This window comes from Burkholderia sp. BC1 (assembly GCF_052683555.1).
In genome coordinates this window covers 43,355-67,140 of sequence record NZ_JBQYLP010000002.1, presented here as the reverse complement: position 1 = coordinate 67,140, position 23,786 = coordinate 43,355, and the positions used below count along the sequence as shown (strand labels likewise).

General features: G+C 68.2%; 19 protein-coding genes. 7 read left to right on the top strand and 12 right to left on the bottom strand.

All coding sequences use genetic code 11. The features are described 5' to 3' along the window. Nucleotides 1-8: 8 nt before the first annotated feature. From ACSHSS_RS01540 to queA, 6 genes are all read right to left on the bottom strand, one after another. On the bottom strand, nt 9-548 hold the full coding sequence (locus ACSHSS_RS01540; RefSeq protein WP_217075744.1) for a hypothetical protein: 540 nt from the start codon (nt 546-548) through the stop codon (nt 9-11). A 183-nt stretch (nt 549-731) separates the two neighbouring features. Continuing rightward, nucleotides 732-1,682 (bottom strand): protein translocase subunit SecF, encoded by a 951-nt coding sequence (gene secF, locus ACSHSS_RS01535; RefSeq protein ID WP_006401649.1) that lies wholly within the window; start codon nt 1,680-1,682, stop codon nt 732-734. A gap of 18 nt (nt 1,683-1,700) precedes the next feature. Continuing rightward, the gene (gene secD / locus ACSHSS_RS01530) at nt 1,701-3,722 is read right to left on the bottom strand and encodes a protein translocase subunit SecD (protein WP_006401648.1); all 2,022 of its coding nucleotides are present in this window, start codon (nt 3,720-3,722) and stop codon (nt 1,701-1,703) included. 106 nt (nt 3,723-3,828) lie between these two features. Continuing rightward, on the bottom strand, nt 3,829-4,152 hold the full coding sequence (yajC, locus tag ACSHSS_RS01525) for a preprotein translocase subunit YajC (protein WP_006401647.1): 324 nt from the start codon (nt 4,150-4,152) through the stop codon (nt 3,829-3,831). 229 nt (nt 4,153-4,381) lie between these two features. Next, entirely contained in the window at nt 4,382-5,581 is a 1,200-nt protein-coding gene (gene tgt / locus ACSHSS_RS01520; protein ID WP_445544490.1) for a tRNA guanosine(34) transglycosylase Tgt, read from the bottom strand. A gap of 180 nt (nt 5,582-5,761) precedes the next feature. Then, the gene (gene queA, locus ACSHSS_RS01515; protein WP_006408352.1) at nt 5,762-6,829 is read right to left on the bottom strand and encodes a tRNA preQ1(34) S-adenosylmethionine ribosyltransferase-isomerase QueA; all 1,068 of its coding nucleotides are present in this window, start codon (nt 6,827-6,829) and stop codon (nt 5,762-5,764) included. Between the two features lie 167 nt (nt 6,830-6,996). Here queA and recG point away from each other — a divergent pair, with 167 nt between their 5' ends. From recG to ubiA, 6 genes are all read left to right on the top strand, one after another. Then, nucleotides 6,997-9,375, top strand: a complete 2,379-nt coding sequence (recG, locus tag ACSHSS_RS01510) for an ATP-dependent DNA helicase RecG (RefSeq protein WP_088926020.1) — start codon at nt 6,997-6,999, stop codon at nt 9,373-9,375. A 125-nt stretch (nt 9,376-9,500) separates the two neighbouring features. Beyond that, nucleotides 9,501-10,460 carry a LysR substrate-binding domain-containing protein gene (locus tag ACSHSS_RS01505; protein ID WP_006401641.1) on the top strand — a complete coding sequence of 320 codons (960 nt, stop codon included), beginning with the start codon at nt 9,501-9,503 and terminating at the stop codon, nt 10,458-10,460. A gap of 604 nt (nt 10,461-11,064) precedes the next feature. After that, on the top strand, nt 11,065-13,251 hold the full coding sequence (gene katG / locus ACSHSS_RS01500; protein WP_006401638.1) for a catalase/peroxidase HPI: 2,187 nt from the start codon (nt 11,065-11,067) through the stop codon (nt 13,249-13,251). Nucleotides 13,252-13,367: 116 nt separating this feature from the next. After that, on the top strand, nt 13,368-13,529 hold the full coding sequence (locus ACSHSS_RS01495) for a hypothetical protein (protein WP_088926018.1): 162 nt from the start codon (nt 13,368-13,370) through the stop codon (nt 13,527-13,529). Nucleotides 13,530-13,650: 121 nt separating this feature from the next. Further along, nucleotides 13,651-14,145, top strand: a complete 495-nt coding sequence (locus tag ACSHSS_RS01490) for a Dps family protein (protein ID WP_006412288.1) — start codon at nt 13,651-13,653, stop codon at nt 14,143-14,145. A gap of 269 nt (nt 14,146-14,414) precedes the next feature. Further along, nucleotides 14,415-15,278, top strand: coding sequence for a 4-hydroxybenzoate octaprenyltransferase (gene ubiA / locus ACSHSS_RS01485; protein ID WP_445544489.1), 864 nt, complete (start codon nt 14,415-14,417; stop codon nt 15,276-15,278). Nucleotides 15,279-15,431: 153 nt separating this feature from the next. Here ubiA and proC read toward each other — a convergent pair whose 3' ends face one another. The 6 genes from proC to ACSHSS_RS01455 form a co-directional block, all read right to left on the bottom strand. Next, nucleotides 15,432-16,244 carry a pyrroline-5-carboxylate reductase gene (gene proC / locus ACSHSS_RS01480; RefSeq protein ID WP_105779090.1) on the bottom strand — a complete coding sequence of 271 codons (813 nt, stop codon included), beginning with the start codon at nt 16,242-16,244 and terminating at the stop codon, nt 15,432-15,434. Between the two features lie 43 nt (nt 16,245-16,287). Further along, entirely contained in the window at nt 16,288-16,986 is a 699-nt protein-coding gene (locus ACSHSS_RS01475; RefSeq protein WP_006411014.1) for a YggS family pyridoxal phosphate-dependent enzyme, read from the bottom strand. A 187-nt stretch (nt 16,987-17,173) separates the two neighbouring features. Further along, complete coding sequence (gene glcF / locus ACSHSS_RS01470; protein WP_217060820.1) at nt 17,174-18,400, bottom strand: glycolate oxidase subunit GlcF; 1,227 nt, start codon at nt 18,398-18,400, stop codon at nt 17,174-17,176. A 7-nt stretch (nt 18,401-18,407) separates the two neighbouring features. Next, on the bottom strand, nt 18,408-19,496 hold the full coding sequence (gene glcE, locus ACSHSS_RS01465) for a glycolate oxidase subunit GlcE (protein ID WP_006401626.1): 1,089 nt from the start codon (nt 19,494-19,496) through the stop codon (nt 18,408-18,410). A 262-nt stretch (nt 19,497-19,758) separates the two neighbouring features. Next, nucleotides 19,759-21,252 (bottom strand): FAD-linked oxidase C-terminal domain-containing protein, encoded by a 1,494-nt coding sequence (locus ACSHSS_RS01460; protein WP_445544488.1) that lies wholly within the window; start codon nt 21,250-21,252, stop codon nt 19,759-19,761. A gap of 236 nt (nt 21,253-21,488) precedes the next feature. Further along, entirely contained in the window at nt 21,489-22,898 is a 1,410-nt protein-coding gene (locus tag ACSHSS_RS01455; protein WP_445544487.1) for an FAD-binding oxidoreductase, read from the bottom strand. Between the two features lie 253 nt (nt 22,899-23,151). Here ACSHSS_RS01455 and ACSHSS_RS01450 point away from each other — a divergent pair, with 253 nt between their 5' ends. Further along, on the top strand, nt 23,152-23,703 hold the full coding sequence (locus ACSHSS_RS01450; RefSeq protein ID WP_006401622.1) for a cob(I)yrinic acid a,c-diamide adenosyltransferase: 552 nt from the start codon (nt 23,152-23,154) through the stop codon (nt 23,701-23,703). The last annotated feature ends 83 nt before the right edge of the window (nt 23,704-23,786 follow it).

The window sequence follows — 23,786 nt, the reverse complement described above, 5'->3', positions numbered from 1 at the left end:
GGGGCGCTTTAGTCGGCTGCGAGTAGCGCCTTCGCGGTCGAGCGCAGTGCTTCGAGGCCGGCCGCAGTGTCGCTGGCGCCGATGGTGCGACTGCCGGACCGGGTTGCTGCGGAGGCGACGTCGATGAAGCGGCGCGTGGTGTCGTATTGCTGTTCAGAGAGCAGCAGGCGCTTGGCGGCGAGTGCGTCGCGCGCTTCGGTGTGCGCGTGATTCGCCGCGGCGCCGAGTGTACGATAGTTGTCCCGGAAAATCGCCGACACCGGGTTTTGCGGCATCTTCGCCGCCAGCGCGTCAAGCGCCGAGAACTGATCGTAACGGGCCTGCTTCAATGCGAAAAGCTCGGCCTGCCCCCACACTTCTGCGAATGCGGCGCGCTGTTCGGCGAGGCGGGCCGTTTCGCGCGCCACGCTGACCATGTTGCGGTCAACGATCCAGGTGCCGACGCAACCGATCAGGGCACCGACAACGGCAGTGACGAGCGTATGCCTGAAGAATTTGCGGAGGGCTCCGCCGGGTAGCTGTTGCGTCATCTGATTCGGCTCGGACATGACGCCGTTCAATTTACCATGATCTCCGCACGGCCCGCTCCGGCGGTGCCGCGGACTGCGCATCGGACGCCGTCGCGCTGACGGGTCGGATGCGCCGTATCACTTGCGCTGGCGCGTCGATAAAAAAAGCCGGCCCTGTCGGACCGGCTTTGCGCGTTCACCGCAGCGGTGACGCAGCGGCGCTCAAACCTGCGCGCCCGCGTTCGGATCGTCCGGATCGTGCGCGACCTTCTTTTCCTTGATCAGGTCTTCGCGCTTGATGCCGAGCCACATCGCGAGCGAGCCCGCGACGAACACCGACGAGTAGATGCCGAACATGATGCCGACCGTCAGCGCGAGGGCGAAGTAGTGCAGCGTCGGGCCGCCGAAGAAGAACATCGACAGCACCATCATTTCCGTCGACGTGTGCGTGATGATCGTTCGCGACATCGTCGTCGTGATCGCATGGTTGATCACCTCCGGCACCGTCATCTTGCGTTCGCGGCGGAAGGTCTCGCGGATCCGGTCGAAGATGACGACCGACTCGTTCACCGAGTAGCCGAGCACCGCGAGAATCGCCGCGAGCACCGCGAGCGAGAACTCCCACTGGAAGAACGCGAAGAAGCCGAGAATGATCACGACGTCGTGCAGGTTCGCGATGATGCCGGCGACCGCGTACTTCCATTCGAAGCGGATCGACAGATAGATCACGATGCCGATCACGACGCAGGCGAGCGCGAGCAGCCCGTCGGTCGCGAGTTCGCGGCCGACCTGCGGGCCGACGAATTCCACGCGCTGCAGCGTGACGTCCGGACTTTGCGCCTTCAGCGCCGTCATCACCTGATCGCTCTGCTGCGCGGAGGTCAGGCCTTCCTTCAGCTGCAGACGGATCAGGACGTTGCGCGAGGTGCCGAAGTTCTGCACTTGCGCGTCGGCGTAGCCGAGCTTGCCGAGCGTCGCGCGCACGGGTTCGAGCTGCGCGGCCTGCTGGTATTGCACCTCGATCACCGTACCGCCGGTGAACTCGACCGACAGGTGCAGCCCGCGGTGGAACAGGAAGAACACGGCGGCGAGGAACGTGACCAGCGAGATCACGTTGAACACCAGCGCGTGCCGCATGAACGGAATGTCTTTACGGATGCGGAAAAATTCCATGGCTTCGTCTCCGGGGCCTTATTGGGTCGAGCCCGGTTTCTTCGGCGACACGCCCGGCTGCGCACGGTTGCGCAGCTGCGGCTTGCCGGCGCGCGGCGCGTTGCCCTTCGCCGGGGCGGCGAGCTTCGCGGCGCGCGCGGTGTCGGTCGATTCGTCGGCCGCCGCGAACGACGCGGCCGCTGCGGCGCCTTCCGGCCGCCACACCTGGCCGATCGCGAGCGACTTCAGCTTCTTGCGGCCGCCGTACCAGAGGTTGACGATCCCGCGCGAGAAGAACACCGCGGAGAACATCGACGTCAGGATGCCGAGGCAGTGCACGATCGCGAACGCGCGCACCGGGCCCGAACCGAACGCGAGCAGCGCGAGACCGGCGATCAGCGTCGTCACGTTCGAGTCGAGAATCGTCGCCCATGCGTGCGCGTAGCCGGCCTGGATCGCGAGCTGCGGCGGCTGGCCCGCGCGCAGTTCCTCACGCACGCGCTCGTTGATCAGCACGTTCGAGTCGATCGCCATACCGAGCGCGAGCGCGATAGCGGCGATGCCCGGCAGCGTCAGCGTCGCCTGCATCAGCGACAGCACCGCGACGAGCAGCAGCAGGTTGACCGACAGACCGATCACCGAGATCACGCCGAACAGCATGTAGTAGGCGATCATGAACACCGCGATCGCGCAGAAGCCCCAGATCACCGAGTGCACGCCCATCTTGATGTTGTCGGCGCCGAGGCTCGGGCCGATCGTGCGTTCCTCGATGATGTCCATCGGCGCGGCGAGCGAGCCGGCGCGCAGCAGCAGCGCGAGATCGGCTGCGGCCTGCGGCGTGGGCTGGCCCGTGATCTGGAAGCGGTCGCCGAGCTCCGACTGGATCGTCGCGACCGTCAGCACTTCGCCCTTGCCCTTCTCGAACAGCACCATCGCCATCGGCTTGCCGATGTTGTCGCGCGACACGGTGCGCACGGCGCGGCCGCCCGCCGAGTCAAGGCGGATGTTGACCGACGGACGCTGATGTTCGTCGAAGCCGGCCGACGCGTCGATGATGCGGTCGCCGGTGAAGATCACGTCCTTCTTCAGCAGCACGGGCACCTGGTTGCCCTGCGTGAACAGTTCCTCGCCCGGCGGCACCGGATCGTTCGGATTCGGATGCGTGTTGATCGGATCGGCGAGGCGCGCTTCGAGCGTCGCCGTGCGGCCGATGATGTCCTTTGCCTTCGCGGTGTCCTGCACGCCCGGCAGTTCGACGACGATGCGGTCGTTGCCTTGCTGCTGCAGGATCGGCTCCGACACGCCGAGTTCGTTCACGCGGTTGTGCAGCGTGGTCAGGTTCTGCTTCAGCGCGGCGTCTTCGACGGCCTTCTGCACGGCCGGCGTGAACGTGCCGACGACCTGCGTGCCGCCGCCGCCCGGCTGCGTCGCCCATTGCAGTTCGGTGATCGACGACGCGAGCACCTTGCGTGCGTCTTCCGCCGTCTGCGCGTCGCTGAAGTTGACGACGACCGATTGATCGACGCGGCTCACGCCGCCGTCGCGGATGTTCTTGTCGCGCAGCAGCGAGCGCGCGTCGGCCGCATCGGAGTCGAGCTTCTTCGTGAGCGCGCCCGTCATGTCGACCTGGAGCAGGAAGTGGACGCCGCCGCGCAGGTCGAGGCCCAGATACATCGGCAGCGCGTGCAGCGCGGTCAGCCAGCGCGGCGATGCGCTCTGCAGGTTCAGCGCGACCACGTATTGCGGATCGTTCGGGTCGGCGTTCAGCGTCTTTTGCAGCAGATCCTTCACGCGCAGCTGCGTGTCGGTGTCCTTCAGGCGCACGCGGATGTTCGCGTTGGTCGCCGTGTTCTCGAAGGTGACGTCGTCCGGCTTGATCTGCGCGGCCGCGAGCGCCGTTTCGACCTGCGTCAGCGTGTTCGCGTCGAGCTTGACCGTGGCCTTGCCGCTCGACACCTGCACCGCCGGCGCTTCGCCGAAGAAATTGGGCAATGTGTACAGAAAGCCGATGGCGAGCGCCACGACCATCACGACATATTTCCAGAGTGGGTAACGATTCATGAGGGGGCCGAACGGATGGTTGGCATGAAAGCGTCGCGTCCGGCGCCGCGGCGGCCGGCCCGGCAGGGCAGCGGCGACGCGGGGAGCCGGACGCTCGGTGAGGGGCTTACAGCGACTTGATCGTGCCCTTCGGCAGAATGGTCGTGACGGCCGCCTTCTGCACCGTGATTTCGGTGCCTTCGGCGATCTCGACGCCGATATAGCCTTCGCTGACCTTCGTCACCTTGCCGACGAGGCCGCCGCTCGTGACGACTTCGTCGCCCTTGGCCATGGCGGCGAGCATGTTGCGGTGCTCCTTCTGCCGCTTCATCTGCGGACGGATCATGATGAAGTAGAGCACGGCGAACATCAGGATGAGCGGCAGGAAGCTCATCAGGCTCGATTCGGCGCCACCGGCACCTTGCGCGAAGGCATTGGAAATGAACGGCACGTTGGTCTCTCCGTAGGGGAAGATCGAAAATTAAGCCGGTTATTCTACCACCGGCCCCATCTGCAAACGGCGCGGCAAATGCGCTTTGGGATCAAGCTGTTAAAGCGCGAAGCGCGATTGCCGCGAGCGGTTTGGAAAGGTAATTGTAATGTTTTGGCGATCGGGACCGAGCGGCGCGACGCATTATTTCGTTCGCATACGATGCGCCGGGCACGCCCGGCCAGGCCCGTCAGTCGACGCCTCTCGCGCGATCCTCCGCGAAGCGCTGGCGGAACGCGTCGAACGTGTGCGATTCGATCGCGTCGCGGATCTCGGTCATCAGCTGCAGGTAGTAGTGCAGGTTGTGGATCGTGTTCAGCTGCGCGCCGAGGATTTCGCCGACGCGATGCAGGTGATGCAGATAGCCGCGCGAGAAGTTGCTGCAGGTGTAGCACGTGCAGCTCGGATCGAGCGGCTTCAGCGAGTTCTTGTGCGTCGCGTTGCGGATCTTCACGTCGCCGAAGCGCGTGAAGAGCCAGCCGTTGCGCGCGTTGCGCGTGGGCATCACGCAGTCGAACATGTCGACGCCGTTCGCAACGCCCTCGACGAGATCCTCGGGCGTGCCGACGCCCATCAGGTAGTGCGGCTTGTGCGCCGGCAGCTTCGGGCCGACATGGCGCAGCACGCGCATCATGTCCTCCTTCGGCTCGCCGACCGACAGCCCGCCGATCGCGAGGCCGTGGAAGCCGAGTTCCGACAGGCCCGCGAGCGATTCGTCGCGCAGGTCCTCGAACATCCCGCCCTGGACGATCCCGAACAGCGCGTTCGGGTTGCCGAGCCGGTTGAACTCGTCGAGCGAGCGCTTCGCCCAGCGCAGCGACATGCGCATCGAGTCGGCCGCTTCCTTGTGCGTGGTCGGCACGCCGTTGGTCGCGTACGGCGTGCATTCGTCGAACTGCATCACGATGTCCGAGTTCAGCACCTTCTGGATCTGCATCGACACCTCCGGCGACAGGAACAGCTTGTCGCCGTTGATCGGCGACGCGAACGTGACGCCGTCCTCGGTGATCTTGCGCAGGTCGCCGAGCGAGAACACCTGGAAGCCGCCCGAGTCGGTCAGGATCGGCTTGTTCCAGCCCATGAAGCCGTGCAGGCCGCCGTGTGCGTCGATCGTGTCGAGGCCCGGGCGCAGCCACAGATGGAACGTGTTGCCGAGGATGATCTGGGCCTTGATCTCGTGCAGCTCGCGCGGCTGGATCGCCTTCACGGTGCCGTAGGTGCCGACCGGCATGAAGATCGGCGTCTCGACGACGCCGTGGTTGAGCTTCACGCGGCCGCGGCGCGCGTGGCCGTCGGTCGTCAGCAGTTCGAATTCGAGCCCGTTGGCGGGGCGGGCGGGTGCGGCTTCGGGCGCGTGCGCGCGCGTATCGTGGGATGAACCTTCGGTCATCGTGGGGTGCTCCTGGCCACCGGAGAACAGTCCGGCGCAAGTTGGAAAAAGCCGCCGGCGCAGCGGCGGCGGAAAGAATGGATGTGCGCCATCGTAGCGCGCGGCGCAGGCGAGCGGCGGTCCCGTGCCGAAGGCGCCGCGGCGGCCGTGCCGTACGCCGGCCGTCGCGCGGACGACGCCTTACGCGTGCGTCGCCTCCGGCGTATCGCGCCGAGTGAGCAGCATCGCGTCGCCGTAGCTGAAGAAGCGGTAGCGCTGTTCGATCGCGTGGCGGTACGCGGCGCGGATCGTTTCGATGCCCGCGAACGCGGACACCAGCATCATCAGCGTCGACTTCGGCAGATGGAAATTCGTGACGAGCCGGTCGACCACGCGGAAACGGTAGCCGGGCGTGATGAAGATGTCGGTCTCCGCCTGCGTCGCGGCGAGCGGCCGGCCGGCGGCTTCGGCATCGCGCGCCGCGGCTTCGAGCGCGCGCATCGACGTCGTGCCGACCGCGATCACCTTGCCGCCGCGCGCGCGCGTGGCCGCGATCTTGTCGACGAGCGACTGCGGCAGTTCGTACCACTCGCTGTGCATCTTGTGCTCGGCGATGTTCTCGACGCGCACCGGCTGGAACGTGCCCGCGCCGACGTGCAGCGTCAGCGTCGCGCGCTCGATACCCATCGCGTCGAGCTTCGCGAGCAGCGGCTCGTCGAAGTGCAGGCCGGCCGTCGGCGCGGCGACCGCGCCCGGGTTGCTCGCATAGACGGTCTGATAGCGCGTCTCGTCGGTCGCGTCCGGATCGTGCTCGATGTACGGCGGCAGCGGCAGGCGGCCGTACTGCTCGATCAGCTCGAGGCACGGCTGCGGAAAGTGCAGCGTGAAGAACGGCTCGACGCGTTCGCCGACCGTCACGTCGAACGCGTCGGCGAGGCGCAGCGTCGTGCCGGCGCCCGGCGACTTGCTCGCGCGGATCTGCGCGAGCGCCGTGTGCGAGCCCGTCACGCGCTCGATCAGCACCTCGATCCGGCCGCCGCTCGCCTTCTGGCCGAAGAAGCGCGCCTTCAGCACCTTGGTATCGTTGAACACGAGCAGGTCGCCGCGCGCGATGCAGGCCGGCAATTCGGCGAAACGGCGATCGACGAAGCGCGCGGGCTCGGCCGTCGCGTCGACCTCGAGCAGGCGGCTCGCGGTGCGGTCGGGCAGCGCGGTTTGCGCAATCAGCTCGGGCGGCAGATTGAAATCGAAATCGGAAAGCGTGAACATGCGGGCTGGTTCGAAACGGCCGGCGGGCGCCGCCGGTATGGCGGAAACGCGTAAAGGGCGCGCGCGAGCCGCTATGATGGCGGGATGCGCGGCCTGGCCGGCGTCGTTCGTTCGGACGACGTGAAAGCCGCTATTGTACTTGCCTTGCGAAGCACGCTCACGACCCGATGCCTGTCTCACCCCGCCGTTCCGCCGCCGCTGCCGATTCCGACGATCCGTTCGACACGGAGCTCGCCGCGTCGCCGCCGGCGCGCGCGGCCGATCGCGACGCTGCGCCGCCGGCCGGCCGTGCGGCGCCGCGCCGCGCACCGAAGCGCGGTGCCGACGGACGGCTCGCGCAGCCGCCGGCCGCGGCCGCGCAGGCCGAGTCGGCCGACGACGATGCGCACGCAGGCCCGCACGCCGATGCGCCGGCAGATGGCGACGGCGCGCCGGCCGCGAAGCGCGGCAAGAAGGCCGCGGCAGCGAAATCGGCCAAGCCCGCGCTGAAGACCGCCGACAAGCTCGCGAAGCTCGGGCTCACGCGCTCGATCGACCTCGTCCTGCATCTGCCGATGCGCTACGAGGACGAAACGACGCTCACGCCGATCCGCGACCTGCTGCCGGGCGGCATCGCGCAAACGGAAGGCGTCGTGATCGACAACGAGGTCGCGTATCGGCCGCGGCGCCAGCTCGTCGTGAAGATCCGCGACGACGACGGCGAGCAGCTCGTGCTGCGCTTCCTGAACTTCTACGGCTCGCAGGTCAAGCAGATGGCGGTCGGTCAGCGCCTGCGCGTGCGCGGCGACGTGCGCGGCGGCTTCTTCGGCATGGAGATGGTGCATCCTGCGGTGCGCGTCGTCGAAGCCGATGCGCCGCTGCCGCAGGTGCTGACGCCCGTCTATCCGAGCACGGCCGGCGTGTCGCAGGCCTATCTGCGCAAGGCGATCGAGAATGCGCTCGAGCGCACGCCGCTGCCCGAGCTGCTGCCGCCCGAAATCGAGCGCGACTACCTGAAGCCGCTCGGCGTGCCGACGCTCGCGGACGCCGTGCGCATCCTCCATCATCCGGGCGTCGATTCCGACGAAGCCGCGCTGATGGACGGCTCGCATCCGGCATGGACGCGTATCAAGTTCGAGGAACTGCTCGCGCAGCAGCTGTCGCTGAAGCGCGCGCACGAGGAGCGCCGCACGCGCGCGGCGCCCGCGATGCCGCGCCGCACCGCGCGCGACACCGACGCGCTGACCACGCGGCTCTACGCGGCGCTGCCGTTCCGGCTGACGGGCGCGCAGGCGCGCGTCGTCGACGAGATCGCGCACGATCTGACGCTGCCGCACCCGATGCAGCGGCTGCTGCAGGGCGACGTCGGCAGCGGCAAGACGGTCGTCGCGGCGCTCGCGGCCGCACAGGCGATCGACGCCGGCTACCAGGCCGCGCTGATGGCGCCGACCGAAATCCTGGCGGAACAGCATGCGCGCAAGCTGCGTGGCTGGCTCGAGCCGCTCGGCGTGTCGGTCGCATGGCTCGCGGGCAGCCTGAAGGCGAAGGAAAAGCGCGCCGCGATCGAGGCGGCCGCGCTCGGCACCGCGCAGCTCGTGATCGGCACGCACGCGATCATCCAGGACACCGTCGAATTCGCGCGGCTCGGTCTCGTCATCGTCGACGAGCAGCATCGCTTCGGCGTCGAGCAGCGGCTCGCGCTGCGCGCGAAGGCCGCCAACGCGGCGGACGGCGCGCAGGGCTTCCAGCCGCATCAGCTGATGATGTCGGCCACGCCGATCCCGCGCACGCTCGCGATGACGTATTACGCGGATCTCGACGTGTCGACGATCGACGAATTGCCGCCGGGCCGCACGCCGGTGCTGACGCGCGTGGTCGGCGACGCGCGCCGCGACGAGGTGATCGCGCGCGTGCGCGAGGCCGCGCTGACCGGCCGCCAGGTGTACTGGGTCTGCCCGCTGATCGAGGAAAGCGAGACGCTGCAGCTGCAGACGGCGGTCGAGACCTACGAGACGCTCGCCGCCGCGCTGCCCGAACTGAAGGTCGGCCTCGTGCACGGGCGGCTGTCGCCGGCCGACAAGGCGGCCGTGATGGACGCGTTCACGCGCAACGAGGTGCAGCTGCTCGTCGCGACGACCGTGATCGAGGTCGGTGTCGACGTGCCGAACGCGTCGCTGATGGTGATCGAGCACGCCGAGCGCTTCGGCCTCGCGCAGCTGCACCAGCTGCGCGGGCGCGTCGGGCGCGGCACGGCGGCGTCGGTCTGCGTGCTGCTGTACTCGGGGCCGCTGTCGATCGCGGGCCGCGAACGGCTGAAGACGATGCGCGAGACGACCGACGGCTTCGAGATCGCGCGGCGCGACCTCGAGATCCGCGGGCCCGGCGAATTCCTCGGCGCGCGGCAGTCGGGCGCCGCGATGCTGCGCTTCGCGAACCTCGAGACGGACGGCTGGCTGATCGACCCCGCGCGCGACGCGGCCGCGCGACTGATCGCCGCGTATCCGGACGTCGTCACGCAGCATCTGGCGCGCTGGCTCGGCGCGCGCGAGCAGTATCTGAAGGCTTGAGGCCGTGTTTGAGGGTCGGAGCCGCAGCGGCGATCCGCGGACCGCGATGCGGAGAAACTTGGCGAACGGCCGCCACAGGGTGTATAAATTATGCCTATCGCTCGTTTATACCTGATTGACCCACAATGACGCTGACTGAATTGAAATACATCGTCGCGGTTGCGCGCGAGCGGCATTTCGGCCGCGCGGCCGAAGCGTGCTTCGTGAGCCAGCCGACGCTGTCGGTGGCGATCAAGAAGCTCGAGGACGAGCTGAACGTGCAGATCTTCGAGCGCGGCGCGAGCGAAGTGAGCGTCACGCCGATCGGCGACCAGATCGTCACACAGGCGCAACGCGTGCTCGAGCAGACGTTCGCGATCAAGGAGATCGCGAAGCAGGGCAAGGACCCGCTCGTCGGCCCGTTCCGCCTCGGCGTGATCTATACGATCGGCCCGTACCTGCTGCCGACGCTCGTCAAGCAGATGATCCAGCGCGTCCCGCAGATGCCGCTGATGCTGCAGGAGAACTACACGCTGAAGCTGCTCGAGCTGCTGAAGCAAGGCGAGATCGACGCGGCGATCATGGCGCTGCCGTTCCCCGAAACGGGGCTGATGGTGCGGCCGCTGTACGACGAGCCGTTCGTCGTCGCGCTGCCGGCCGGCCATCCGTGGGAGAAGCGCCGCGAGATCGACGCGGAAGACCTGAAGCAGGAAACGATGCTGCTGCTCGGCAACGGTCACTGCTTCCGCGATCACGTGCTCGGCGTGTGCCCCGAACTGATGCGCTTCTCGCAGACGGCCGACGGCATCCAGAAGACGTTCGAAGGCTCGTCGCTCGAGACGATCCGCCATATGGTCGCAAGCGGCGTCGGCATCACGGTGCTGCCGAGGATGTCGGTGCCGGAGATCGGCCCGCGCGCGAATGGCCCGGACGCCGAGCTGCTGTCGTACGTGCCGTTCAACGAGCCGGTGCCCGACCGCCGCGTCGTGCTGGTGTGGCGCAAGAGCTTCACGCGGATGCCGGCGATCGACGCGATCAGCGAAGCGATCGCCGCGTGCGAGCTGCCCGGCGTCGCGAAGCTCGACATGCCGGCTACCTTGAACTGACGCGGCCGCCGCGCCGCATCGATCGACGGGGTCTCACGACCCCGTTTATTTTTCCCTATCACATAGATTTAAACAATCGAATTCTGTTTAACGATAGATTTGCGTAGACTCTTCACATGGTCGTCGTCCCCCGAGACGCCCGTTGCAGATTGAATGCAAGCATCAAAGGAGGATGTCATGATGCGATCGGTATTGCGGCACGCGCAGCGGAACATCGCGTCGCGCGAGCAAGTCGTCAATCGTGCCAGGGCCGCGATCCGCAGCCTGCGTCCGATTGCGTTCGCATACCTGGCGGATCGCACGTATGGCGGATGACGCCGTACGCCGGTCCCGTGTTCCCCCGATTCAACCGCGCCGAAGAGGGAGCAAAGCATGATCGACAACACGAAGACCCAGCGCATCGCCGGCGGCGCGTCTGCCGGCCGCGCTTGCCCGAAGCGTCCCGCCTGCGGCGCTTCGCCGGGCAAGCGCGACGCGAAGCGCATCCCGTAGTCAGGCGGCAGGCCCCGCCTGTTCCGTTTTCCACCCCCGCAATCACGCTCCGCGCACGTCGTCCGGCACTACGCCGGCACGGGGGCACATGAGCCATCCAAGGAGAAAAAGCATGTCGACCGAACCGAAGTGCCCGTTCCACCACACCGCAGGCAGCGGCACATCGAACAAAGACTGGTGGCCGAATCAGATCAACCTGAATATCCTGCACCGGCATTCGTCGCTGTCCGATCCGATGGACAAGGACTTCGACTATGCCGAGGCATTCAAGCAGCTCGACCTCGCGGCCGTGAAGCGCGATCTGCACGCGCTGATGACGACGTCGCAGGACTGGTGGCCGGCCGACTTCGGGCACTACGGCGGCCTGTTCATCCGGATGGCCTGGCATAGCGCGGGCACGTACCGGATCGCCGACGGCCGCGGCGGCGCGGGCGGCGGGCAGCAGCGCTTCGCACCGCTGAACAGCTGGCCCGACAACGCGAACCTCGACAAGGCGCGCCGGCTGCTGTGGCCGATCAAGCAGAAGTACGGCCGCAACATCTCGTGGGCCGACCTGCTGATCCTGACCGGCAACGTCGCCCTCGAATCGATGGGCTTCAAGACGTTCGGCTATGCGGGCGGCCGTCCCGACACGTGGGAACCGGACGACGTGTACTGGGGTTCCGAAAAGATCTGGCTCGAGCTGAGCGGCGGCCCGAACAGCCGCTACTCCGGCAACCGCGAACTCGAGAATCCGCTCGCGGCCGTGCAGATGGGCCTCATCTACGTGAACCCGGAAGGCCCGGACGGCAATCCCGATCCGGTCGCGGCCGCGCGCGACATCCGCGAGACGTTCGCACGGATGGCGATGAACGATGAAGAGACGGTCGCGCTGATCGCGGGCGGCCACACGTTCGGCAAGACGCACGGTGCCGGCCCGGCCTCGAGCGTCGGCCCCGAGCCGGAAGCGGCGGCCCTCGAGCAGCAGGGTCTCGGCTGGCAGAGCACGTTCGGCACCGGCAAGGGCAAGGACGCGATCACGAGCGGCCTCGAGGTGACGTGGACGTCGACGCCGACGAAGTGGAGCAACGATTTCTTCAAGCACCTGTTCAGCTACGAGTGGGAGCTCACGAAGAGCCCGGCCGGCGCGCACCAGTGGGTCGCGAAGGATGCGGAGGCGGTGATCCCCGATGCATTCGATCCGTCGAAGAAGCATCGTCCGACGATGCTGACGACCGACCTCGCGCTGCGCTTCGATCCCGAGTACGAGAAGATCTCGCGCCGCTTCTACGAGCATCCGGACCAGTTTGCCGACGCGTTTGCGCGCGCATGGTTCAAGCTCACGCACCGCGACATGGGCCCGCGCTCGCGCTATCTCGGCCCGGACGTGCCGGCCGAGGAACTGCTGTGGCAGGACCCGGTGCCGGCCGTCGACCATCCGCTGATCGACGAGGCCGACATCGCGGCGCTGAAGGCGAAGGTGCTCGCGTCGGGGCTGTCGGTGTCGCAGCTCGTATCGACCGCATGGGCGTCGGCGTCGACGTTCCGCGGCTCGGACAAGCGCGGCGGCGCCAATGGCGCGCGCATTCGTCTTGCGCCGCAGAAGGACTGGGAAGTGAACCGCCCGGCCGAACTCGCGGCGGTGCTCGAGACGCTCGAAGGCGTACGCAAGGCGTTCAACGACGCGCAGACGGGCGGCAAGCGCGTGTCGCTCGCCGATCTGATCGTGCTGGCCGGTGCGGCCGGCGTCGAGCAGGCCGCGAAGAACGCAGGCGTCGCGGTGACGGTGCCGTTCGCGCCGGGCCGCACGGATGCGTCGCAGGAGCAGACCGACGTCCACGCGATGGCCGTGCTCGAGCCTGTCGCCGACGGCTTCCGCAACTACCTGAAGCGCAAGTTCAAGACGCCGGCCGAAGCGCTGCTGGTCGACAAGGCGCAGCTGCTGACGCTGACCGCGCCGGAGATGACGGTGCTCGTCGGCGGGATGCGCGTGCTCGGCACGAACGTCGGCGATCCGAAGCACGGGGTGTTGACCGATCGTCCGGGCACGCTGACGAACGACTTCTTCGTGAACCTGCTCGACATGCGTACCGAGTGGAAGCCGGCATCGGCCGACAACGACGTGTTCGAAGGCCGCGATCGTGCGACGGGCGAGCTGAAGTGGACGGGCACGCGCGTCGACCTCGTGTTCGGTTCGCATTCGCAGCTTCGCGCGCTTGCCGAGGTGTACGGCAGTGCGGATGCGCAGCAGAAGTTCGTACACGACTTCGTCGCGGCATGGAACAAGGTGATGAACCTCGACCGCTTCGATCTCGTCTAACAGCCCGCTGCCGGCAGCGATGCGGCAGCAAAGTCGTGCAGAGGGCGGCGAGCGCCGGGCGGCCGATGATCGGCAGCCCGGCGCGACGTCGCCGTTTCGTTGAAGGAGGAACCATCATGACGCAACGCACGCTCGACTTGCACGCGGCGTTCGCCGCGCCCGCGCTGCGTGCGCCGGCCGCCGCGCGGCGCCTGGTCGGCGCGGCGATCGCCGGCAGCGGCGCGGCCGTGCTGATCGCGCACGCGCTCGGCGCGATCGCTCACGTGACCGGCGCGTAAGCGCGCATTGGCGCGCGTCACGCTAAACTGGCAGGCCGCGAGCGCATGCCGCGTGCACGCGACATGCGGATGGCTCGACGCATTTTCATCGGTTCAACCTGTCGAAATGAGGAGTCCGACGATGGCAAAGAAAGGCAATGCAAATGCAACGCAAATCAACATCGGCATCAGCGACAAGGATCGCAGGAAGATCGCCGAAGGCCTGTCGCGCTTGCTGGCCGATACGTTTTCGCTGTATCTGAAGACGCACAATTTCCACTGGAACGTGACGGGCCCGATGTTCAACACGCTGCATCTGATGTTCGAGGAGCAGTACAACGAACTGTGGCTCGCGGTCGATTCGATCGCGGAACGCATTCGCACGCTCGGCGTCGTCGCGCCGGGCACGTTCGGCGATTTCGCGCGACTGTCGTCGGTGCCGGAAGCCGAGGGCGTGCCGGCCGCCGAAGACATGATCCGCCAGCTCGTCGAAGGGCACGAGGCGGTCGTGCGCACCGCGCGCGAGATTTTCCCGGCGGCCGACGCGGCGAGCGACGAGCCGACCGCCGACCTGCTCACGCAGCGCTTGCAGACGCATGAAAAGACCGCGTGGATGCTGCGGTCGCTGCTCGCGTAAGGACGTTGCGCCGGCCGGGCGCGCGGCATGCCGTTGCGGCGTGCCGCATGGCCGCAAGGCGGCCGGCGGCGCCGCCGCACGATTCGCACGGCGACGCGCGCGGCGCCGACGGTCCCCGATCATGCCGGCCCGCCGTCGATTTTGGTCGGCGATCCGCCGATTTCTTCACACCGATCCCTTCCCCTCGGCCGCGCCTCGCGCCGGCCGCACCATGACGCAAACGGCCGTTGGGCTCTAAAATGCCGGGATCGTCTTTCCGGTGCTTCGTCATGCTTGCCCGCTTTCCCCTGTACCTGCGCCTTGTCCGGATGGACAAGCCGATCGGCAGCCTGCTGCTGCTGTGGCCGACGCTGAACGCGCTGTGGATCGCGTCGGACGGCCATCCGCGCTGGCCGCTGATCGTGATCTTCGCGCTCGGCACGCTGCTGATGCGCTCGGCCGGCTGCGCGATGAACGACTACGCGGACCGCGATTTCGACCGGCACGTGAAGCGCACGGCCGACCGGCCGCTGACGTCGGGCAAGATCCGCGCGTGGGAGGCCGTCGCGATCGCCGTCGGCCTGTCGTTCGTGGCGTTTCTGCTGATTCTGCCGCTCAATACGCTGACGAAAGAGCTGTCGGTCGTCGCGCTGTTCGTCGCGGGCACCTATCCGTTCATGAAGCGCTTCTTCGCGATTCCGCAGGCGTATCTCGGGATCGCATTCGGCTTCGGGATTCCGATGGCGTTCGCGGCCGTGCAGAACACCGTGCCGCCGCTCGCGTGGGTGATGCTGATCGCGAACGTGTTCTGGTCGATCGCGTACGACACCGAATACGCGATGGTCGACCGCGACGACGACATCAAGATCGGTATTCGCACGTCGGCGCTGACGTTCGGCCGTTTCGACGTCGCCGCCGTGATGGCGTGCTATGCGGTCACGCTCGGGATCTACGTGTGGATCGGCATCGCGCTCGGCTTCGGTGCGGCGTACTGGGTCGGCTGGGTCGCCGCGGCCGGCTGCGCGGTGTATCACTACACGCTGATCAAGGGCCGCGAACGGATGCCGTGCTTCGCGGCATTCCGCCACAACAACTGGCTCGGCGGCGTGCTGTTCGCCGGCATTGCCGCGCATTACCTGATGGCGGGGAGCTGAGCGGCGGCCCGCGCGGCTTCGTGCCGTGCGCGGCGTGCTGAAGCGGAAAACGAAAAAGCGGCCGAGGCCGCTTTTTTGTTGCTGCTGCGGGATGATGGCGTGCGCGGTCTGCTGCGCAAGTCCATCCTCGTGCAGGACGAAGCGTCGAGCCGCTCAGGCGCGGCCGAGTTCGTCGCCCATTTCCTTCGCGCGTGCGTCGGCCGCGAGAACGCCGCGCACGATCGCTTCCTTCACGCCCTGCGCGTCGAACGACGCGAGCGCGGCGGCCGTCGTGCCGCCCTTCGACGTCACGCGCTCGCGCAGCACGCCGGCCGGCTCGCCCGATTGCGCGGCGAGCTGCGCGGCGCCCGTAAACGTCGCGACCGCGAGCGCGCGGCCCTGTTCGTCGTTCATCCCGAGGCGGCGCGCCGCTTCCTGCAGCGCTTCGATGAAATAGAACACGTATGCGGGCCCGCTGCCCGAGATCGCGGTGACGGCGTCGAGCCGCGATTCGTCGTCGAACCAGACGATCTCGCCGACCGCGCCGAGTACGTTCGAAGCCAGTTCGCGGCCGGCCGCATCGACGCCGGGCAGGGCGGCGAGGCCCGTCACGCCCATGCCGACGAGCGCGGGCGTGTTCGGCATCGTGCGCACGACGCGCGCGTAGCCGCCGAGCCAGCGCGACAGATCGGCGCCGCGGATGCCGGCCGCGATGCTGATCACGAGCTGCGCGCGCAGATGCGGCGCGAGCGCCTGCGCGACGTCCTTCAGCACCTGCGGCTTGACCGCGAGCACGATCGCGTCGTAGTCGCCGAGTGCGGCGTCGATCGCGGCGCCGGTGCGGATTCCGAACTGCTGCGCGGCGCGCGCGCGAACGTCTTCGTTGACGTCGATGGCGTACAGGCCGTCCGCGGCGACGCCGCGCTTGATCAGGCCGCCGATCAGGGCCGCGGCCATGTTGCCGCCGCCGATGAATGCGATTTTCATGATGTCGGATTGAGCGAGTGAGTGAAGGGATAGGGCGCGGCGTTCAGCGCGAATAGTCGCGCGCGCCGAAGATCGCGGTGCCGACGCGCACGATCGTCGCGCCTTCGAGCACGGCCGCCTCGAGATCGGCGGACATGCCCATCGAGAGCGTGTCGAGCGGCAGGCCGTCGGCACGCAGCGCATCGAACAGCGTGCGCAGTGCGCGATGCGGCACGCGTTGCGCGTCGAGATCGGCCGCCGGTTCCGGGATCGCCATCAGCCCGCGCAGCCGCAGCGACGGCAGCGCAGCCACCGCGCGTGCGACCTCGGCGACCTCGGCCGGCGCGACGCCGCTCTTCGACGCCTCGCCGCTGATGTTCACCTGCACGCACACGTTCAGCGGCGGCAGGTGCGCGGGGCGCTGCTCGGCGAGCCGCTGCGCGATCTTCAGCCGGTCGATCGAATGCACCCAGTCGTAGCGCTCGGCGACCGCGCGCGTCTTGTTCGACTGCAGCGGCCCGATGAAATGCCATTCGAGCGACGCGCGCAAATCGGCGAGCGCGTCGATCTTGTCGATCGACTCCTGCACGTAGTTTTCGCCGAATGCGCGCTGCCCGGCCGCATGCGCGGCGCGTACCGCATCGGCGGGAAAGGTCTTCGATACGGCGAGCAGCGACACGGAGGCCGGATCGCGGCCGGCGGCACGCGCGGCGTCGGCGATGCGGCGATGAACGGATTCGAGACGAACGGCGAGATCGGACATGACGGGCACGGATACGGCGCGAGAAAACGGGCACGGAGCGGATGCGCCGCAGGCGGCGCAACGATCCGCACATTATACGGACGCGGCGCGCGCCGCCGCGACGCGCTCGCGTGCATGCGTGCCCTTCACGCGGCGATCGTGGCGCGCGGCCAGCGGTGCGCGGCGAGCGGCGCGGCCAGCGCCGACATTAACCGTAGATGAGATGCTCGACGAGCTGGATCCAGTGCGCGACCGGAATCTGCGTGCCGCTTTGCAGGTGCGCGATGCAGCCGACGTTGCCGGACACGATCATCTGCGGTTCGAGCGCCTGCAGTTTCAGCAGCTTCTGCTTGCGCAACCGGTACGACAGCGACGGCTGCGTCAGCGAATAGGTGCCGGCCGAGCCGCAGCAGAGGTGGCTGTCGGCCGGCAGCCGCACGTCGATGCCGAGCGTTTCGAGCAGGCGTTCGACCTTGCCGCGCGACTGCTGCCCGTGCTGCAGCGTGCACGGCGGATGGTACGCGACCGTATGGATCGCACGGCGGCGGCCGAGCGTCGCGAGTTCGGCCTCGAACGCGAGCAGCACGTCGGAGATGTCGCGCGTCAGCGCGACGATGCGCAGCGCCTTCTCCGCATAGGCCGGATCGTCGCGCAGCAGGTGCGCATATTCCAGCACGGTCGCGCCGCAGCCCGACGCGTTCATCACGATCGCCTCGACGCCCTGTTCGACGTACGGCCACCATGCGTCGATGTTGCGGCGCGCGTCGTCGAGCGCTTCGTCGTGATAGTTGAGGTGCAGCCGGATCGCGCCGCAGCAGCCTGCGTCGGGCGCGACGATCGTCTCGACGCCGAGCGCGTCGAGCACGCGCGCGGTCGCGATGTTGATGTTCGGCAGCATCGACGGCTGCACGCAGCCGCCGAGCATCAGCATCTTGCGCGGATGCGTGCGCTGCGGCCATTCGAGCAATCGCGTGCGCGGCGGTACCTTGTCGCGCAGCCGTTTCGGCAACAGCGGCCGCACGTGCTGGCCGAGCCGCATCACGGGCGAGAACAGCGTCGCGTTCGGCACGAGGCTCGCGAGCAGGCGGCGCACGAGCCGCTGCGACAGCGGGCGCTGCACCTGCGCCTCGACGTGCTTGCGGCCGATCTCGACGAGCCGGCCGTACTGGACGCCCGACGGGCACGTCGTCTCGCAGCTGCGGCACGTGAGGCAGCGATCGAGATGCTGCTGCGTGCTGCGCGTGACTTTCGCGCCTTCGACCATCTGCTTGATCAGGTAAATGCGTCCGCGCGGGCCGTCGAGTTCGTCGCCGAGCAACTGATAGGTCGGGCACGTCGCGGTGCAGAACCCGCAGTGCACGCACTTGCGCAGGATCGCGTCGGCCTCGTTGCCGTCGGGCGTGTCGCGGATGAAGTCAGCGAGGTTCGTTTGCATCGGCAGCTCAGAGATCGGGATACAGCCGGCCGCGGTTGAAGATGCGTGCGGGATCGAACGCCGCCTTCAGCCCGCGGTGGATTTTCAGCAGCGGCGCGGCGAGCGGCGTGAACACGCCGGCGCTGCGATCGTAGGCGTCGCCCGCGCGGAACAGCGTCGCGTGGCCGCCGGCCTGCTTCGCGCTCATGCGGACCGTCTGCGCGTCGGCATCGGTGATCCACCAGCGCTGCGCGCCGCCCCATTCCATCAACTGCGTGCCGGGCAGGTGCATCGGTTCGGTGATCGACGGCAGCGACAGTCGCCACAGCGCATAGTCGGGCGGGATCCCGTTGAAGAACGGATCGGTGTGCTCGCGCAGGCCGGCCCAGAATCGCTCGGCCTCGACCGCATCGACGACTTCGCCGCCGAGCTGCGTCTTTGCCGATTTGACGGCCGCCTCGGCGCCGGACAGCCGCAGCACGAGCGTGCCGTTGCGCCACGCGCTGCCGCTGACCGGCAGCGGATGACCGCCCCATTCGTTGAGCTTGCGCACGGCATCGGTCGCCGTCATTTCGAACTTCAGCGTGACTTCGGCGACCGGCACCGGCAGCACCTTGATCGACAGCTCGAGCATCAGCCCGAGCGTGCCGAGCGAGCCGGCCATCAGCCGCGAGACGTCGTAGCCGGCGACGTTCTTCACGACCTGCCCGCCGAAGCGCAGCGTTTCGCCGCGGCCGTTCATCAGCGTGACGCCGAGCACGAAGTCGCGTGGCGCGCCGGAGGTCGCACGGCGCGGGCCCGCGAGGCCGGCCGCGATGCAGCCGCCGACGGTGGCCGCGCGCCCGAAGTGCGGCGGCTCGAACGGCAGCATCTGGCCGCGCTCCGCGACGACGCTTTCGAGCTGCGCGAGCGGCGTGCCCGCGCGCACCGTGACGACGAGTTCGGCCGGGTCGTACGACACGACGCCGTGCAGCGCGCGCGTGTCCAGTATTTCTCCTTCGAGCGTCTGCCCGTACCAGTCCTTCGTGCCGCCGCCGCGAATCCGCAGCGGGCGGCCGTCGGCACTGGCCGAGCGGACGCGTTCGGCCCATTCGGCGACGATGTCGTCCTCTTCCATGTTTTCGTGGCTGCCTCGTCTTGTTGTCCGATCGATTGTACCGGGGTGGCGCGAATCCACATCGCGACTATCCCTAGGATGCGTCGGCGACATCCGCGACATCGAGGAAAGGGGGCGCTACAGCGCGTATCGAGCGGGGGGCGGGGCGCGCCGCCCGGACTGCGCAGGCGGCGCGCGCGAGCCCGCGCCACGCCACGCAATACCGCGCGGCGGCGCCGGGCGCTTCCTGAAGCCGGCCGGGCGACGGCCGGCATGCGCGCGCCTAGAAGCGCGGCAGATCGGGGTGCGGCAGCAGCCCGCCGCGCACGTGCTGGCGTCCGTATTCGGCGCAGCGTGCGCGGGTCGGAATGCCTTTGTCGGGATTGAGCAGCTCCGGCGGATCGAATGCGCGCTTGACCGCGAAGAACGCGTCGCGCTCCTGCGGCGAGAACTGGACGCACATCGAGTTCAGTTTCTCGATGCCGACGCCGTGCTCGCCGGTCACGCTGCCGCCGAATTCGACGCAGCATTCGAGGATTTCCGCGCCGAACTGCTCGGCACGATGGAGCTCGTCCGGATTGTTCGCGTTGTACAGAATCAGCGGATGCATGTTCCCGTCGCCGGCATGGAACACGTTGATGCAGCGCAAGCCGTAGCGCGTTTCGAGCTGTTCGATGCGCGCGAGCAGCGGGCCGATCGCGCGGCGCGGCACGGTGCCGTCCATGCAGTAATAGTCGGGCGAGATGCGCCCGGCGGCCGGAAACGCGTTCTTGCGGCCGGACCAGAAGCGCAGCCGCTCGCTTTCGTTGCGCGAGACCTGGATGCGCGTCGCGCCGTGCTCGCGCAGCACGGCCGTCATCCGCACGATTTCCTCGGCGACTTCTTCGGGCGTGCCGTCCGATTCGCACAGCAGGATCGCTTTCGCGTCGAGGTCGTAGCCGGCGTGCGTGAACGCCTCGACGGCCCGCGTCGCCGGCTTGTCCATCATCTCGAGGCCGGCCGGGATGATGCCGGACGCGATGATCGCGGCGACGGCCTCGCCGCCCTTGACGACGTCGTCGAAGCTCGCCATCACGAGCTGCGCCGCCTGCGGCTTCGGGATCAGCTTCACCGTCACTTCGGTGACGATCGCGAACATCCCTTCGCTGCCGATCATCACGGCGAGCAGGTCGAGGCCCGGCATGTCGAGTGCGAGCGAGCCGAATTCGACGATTTCGCCGTCGATCGTCACGGCGCGCACGCGCATCACGTTGTGCACGGTGAGTCCGTACTTGAGGCAATGGACGCCGCCCGAATTTTCCGCGACGTTGCCGCCGATCGTGCAGGCGATCTGCGACGACGGATCGGGCGCGTAGTACAGCCCGTACGGTGCGGCCGCTTCGGAGATCGCGAGATTGCGCACGCCAGGCTGGACGGTGGCGGTGCGCGCATACGGATCGACTTCGACGATGCGCGTGAAGCGCGCGAGCGACAGCACGACGCCGAGCGAGATCGGCAGCGCGCCGCCGGACAGGCTCGTGCCGGCGCCGCGCGGCACGATCGGCACGTCCATGCGGCGGCAGATCTGCACGATGCGCTGCACCTGCGATTCGGTTTCGGGCAGGGCGACCGCGAGCGGCAGACGGCGGTATGCCGACAGGCCGTCGCATTCGTACGGTGCGGTGTCTTCGTCGCGATACAACAGGCAGTGCGTCGGCAGCACGGCCATCAGCGCCTGGACGACTTCGCGCTGGCGCTGCGCGCGCATCTGGGCGGACAGTTCGACAGGGGCGTTCATCGGGTCTCCTTTTGCGACGGGAGTTAGCGCTTCAGCGCTTACTCCCGTCCCAGGCAAAGCGCGACGGGAGTTAGCGCTTCAGCGCTTACTCCCGTCCCAGGCAAAGCGCGGCCGGAGTTAGCGCTTCAGCGCTTACTCCCGTCCCAGGCAAAGCGCGGCTGGAGTTAGCGCTTCAGCGCTTGCTCCCGTCCCAGGCAAAGCACGGCGGCAGTCGCGGCCGCCGCTTCGCCGCCGCATCAGCACGCGAAGATCTTGCCCGGGTTCATCAGGTTGCGCGGATCGAGCGCGAGCTTGATCGCGCGCATCGTGTCGATCGCGTTGTCGCCGTGCTCCTTCGGCAGGAAGCGTATCTTGTGCAGCCCGACGCCGTGCTCGCCCGTACACGTGCCGCCGAGCCGCAGCGCACGCTCGACGATCCGGTCGTTGATGCGTTCGGCCTCGTCGATTTCTTCGGGCTTGTCGGGATCGATCAGGATCGCGACGTGGAAATTGCCGTCGCCGACGTGACCGACGATCGGGCACGGCAGCGACGACGCGCGCAGATCGGCCTCGGTTTCCTCGACGCAGGCGGCGAGCTGCGAGATCGGCACGCATACGTCGGTCGTCACCGCACGGCAGCCGGGCTTCAGCTGCAGCATCGCGAAATACGCGTTATGGCGCGCGGACCAGAGCCGGCTGCGGTCTTCGGGCCGCGTCGCCCATTCGAAACCCTGGCCGTTGTTCTGGCCCGCGAGCGCCTGCACGAGTTCGGCCTGTTCCTTCACGCCGGCTTCCGTGCCGTGGAATTCGAAGAACAGCGTCGGCGCTTCGGCGAGCGTCAGGTTCGAATGGCGGTTGATCGAACGCACGGCAAGCGCGTCGACGAATTCGACGCGCGCGATCGGCACGCCGATCTGGATCGTCTCGATCACGGTGCGCACGGCGTCGCCCATCGTCGGGAACGTGCAGATCGCGGCCGATACGGCTTCCGGCAGCGGATGCAGCCGCAGCGTGATTTCGGTGATCACGCCGAGCGTGCCCTCGGAGCCGACGAACAGGCGCGTCAGATCGTAGCCGGCCGACGACTTGCGCGCGCGCGAGCCGGTCTTCACGACGCGGCCGTCGGCGAGCACCGCCGTGAGGCCGAGCACGTTCTCGCGCATCGTGCCGTAGCGCACGGCATTCGTGCCCGACGCGCGCGTCGCGGTCATCCCGCCGATGCTCGCGTCGGCGCCCGGATCGATCGGGAAAAACAGCCCCGTGTCGCGCAGCGCTTCGTTCAACGCCTTGCGCGTGATGCCGGGCTCGACCGTGACGGTCAGGTCTTCCGCGTTGATCGACAGCACGCGGTTCATCTCGGACAGATCGAGCGACACACCGCCGCGCACCGCGAGCAGATGACCTTCGAGCGACGAGCCGGCGCCGTACGGAATCAGCGGGACGCCGTAGAGCGCGCACTGCGACACGACTTCGCGGACGTCGTCGACGCTGTGCGCGAACACGACCGCGTCGGGCAGCTGCGGATCGAACGGCGATTCGTCGCGGCCGTGGTGTGCGCGCACGGCATCGGCGACCGAGACGCGCTCGCCGAATCTGGCGCGCAGCGCATCGAGCATGGCGGGGGGCAGGGGGCGGCGCGTGGCCGCCGGCGGGGCGGGGTGATTCACGAATGTCTCCTTTGTCGGGGCAGCGCGCGGGCGCGTGCCGGCATCGTGCGCGGCGACCGGCGGACGACGCCGGGCGCATGTCGCGCCGACCGGGTTCGCGGCGGCCGACCGTCCGAAAAACGGGTCCCGCTTCGACGCGGTTTCGGCCCATTCTACGCTGGAACGCCTGCTGCGGCCGTCGCCGCGGGCTGCGATAATCGCGTTCCAACGCAACCGGGCCGCATCGCGGCCGCGCACCGGAGAGGACATTCGCATGGGCAACCGCTTGAGCAAGATCGCCACGCGCACCGGCGACGACGGCACCACCGGCCTCGGCGACGGCCGGCGCGTCGGCAAGGACGATGCGCGGATCGCCGCGATCGGCGACGTCGACGAGCTGAATTCGAACCTCGGCGTGCTGCTCGCCGAAACGCTGCCCGACGACGTGCGCACGGCGCTCGTGACGATTCAGCACGATCTGTTCGATCTCGGCGGCGAGCTGTGCATCCCCGGGCACACGGTGATCGACGACACGCATCTCGCGCGACTGGACCGCTGGCTCGCCGACTACAACGCGACGCTGCCGCCGCTGAAGGAATTCATTCTGCCGGCCGGCTCGCGCGCGGCATCGCTCGCGCACGTGTGCCGGACCGTGTGCCGCCGCGCCGAGCGCTCGATCGTCGCGCTCGGCCGGCACGACGCGCTCAACGATGCGCCGCGACGCTACGTGAACCGGCTGTCGGATCTGCTGTTCGTGCTCGCGCGCGTGCTGAACCGCGCGGCCGGCGGCGCGGACGTGCTGTGGGAGCGCGGCCGCGTCCGGTAACCCAGCCGGCGCCTTTTTCCGCACTGCGACAATTTGTCCGTCCGGCCCGCGATTTTAAAGAGGTATCGTATCCGCATGTTTAA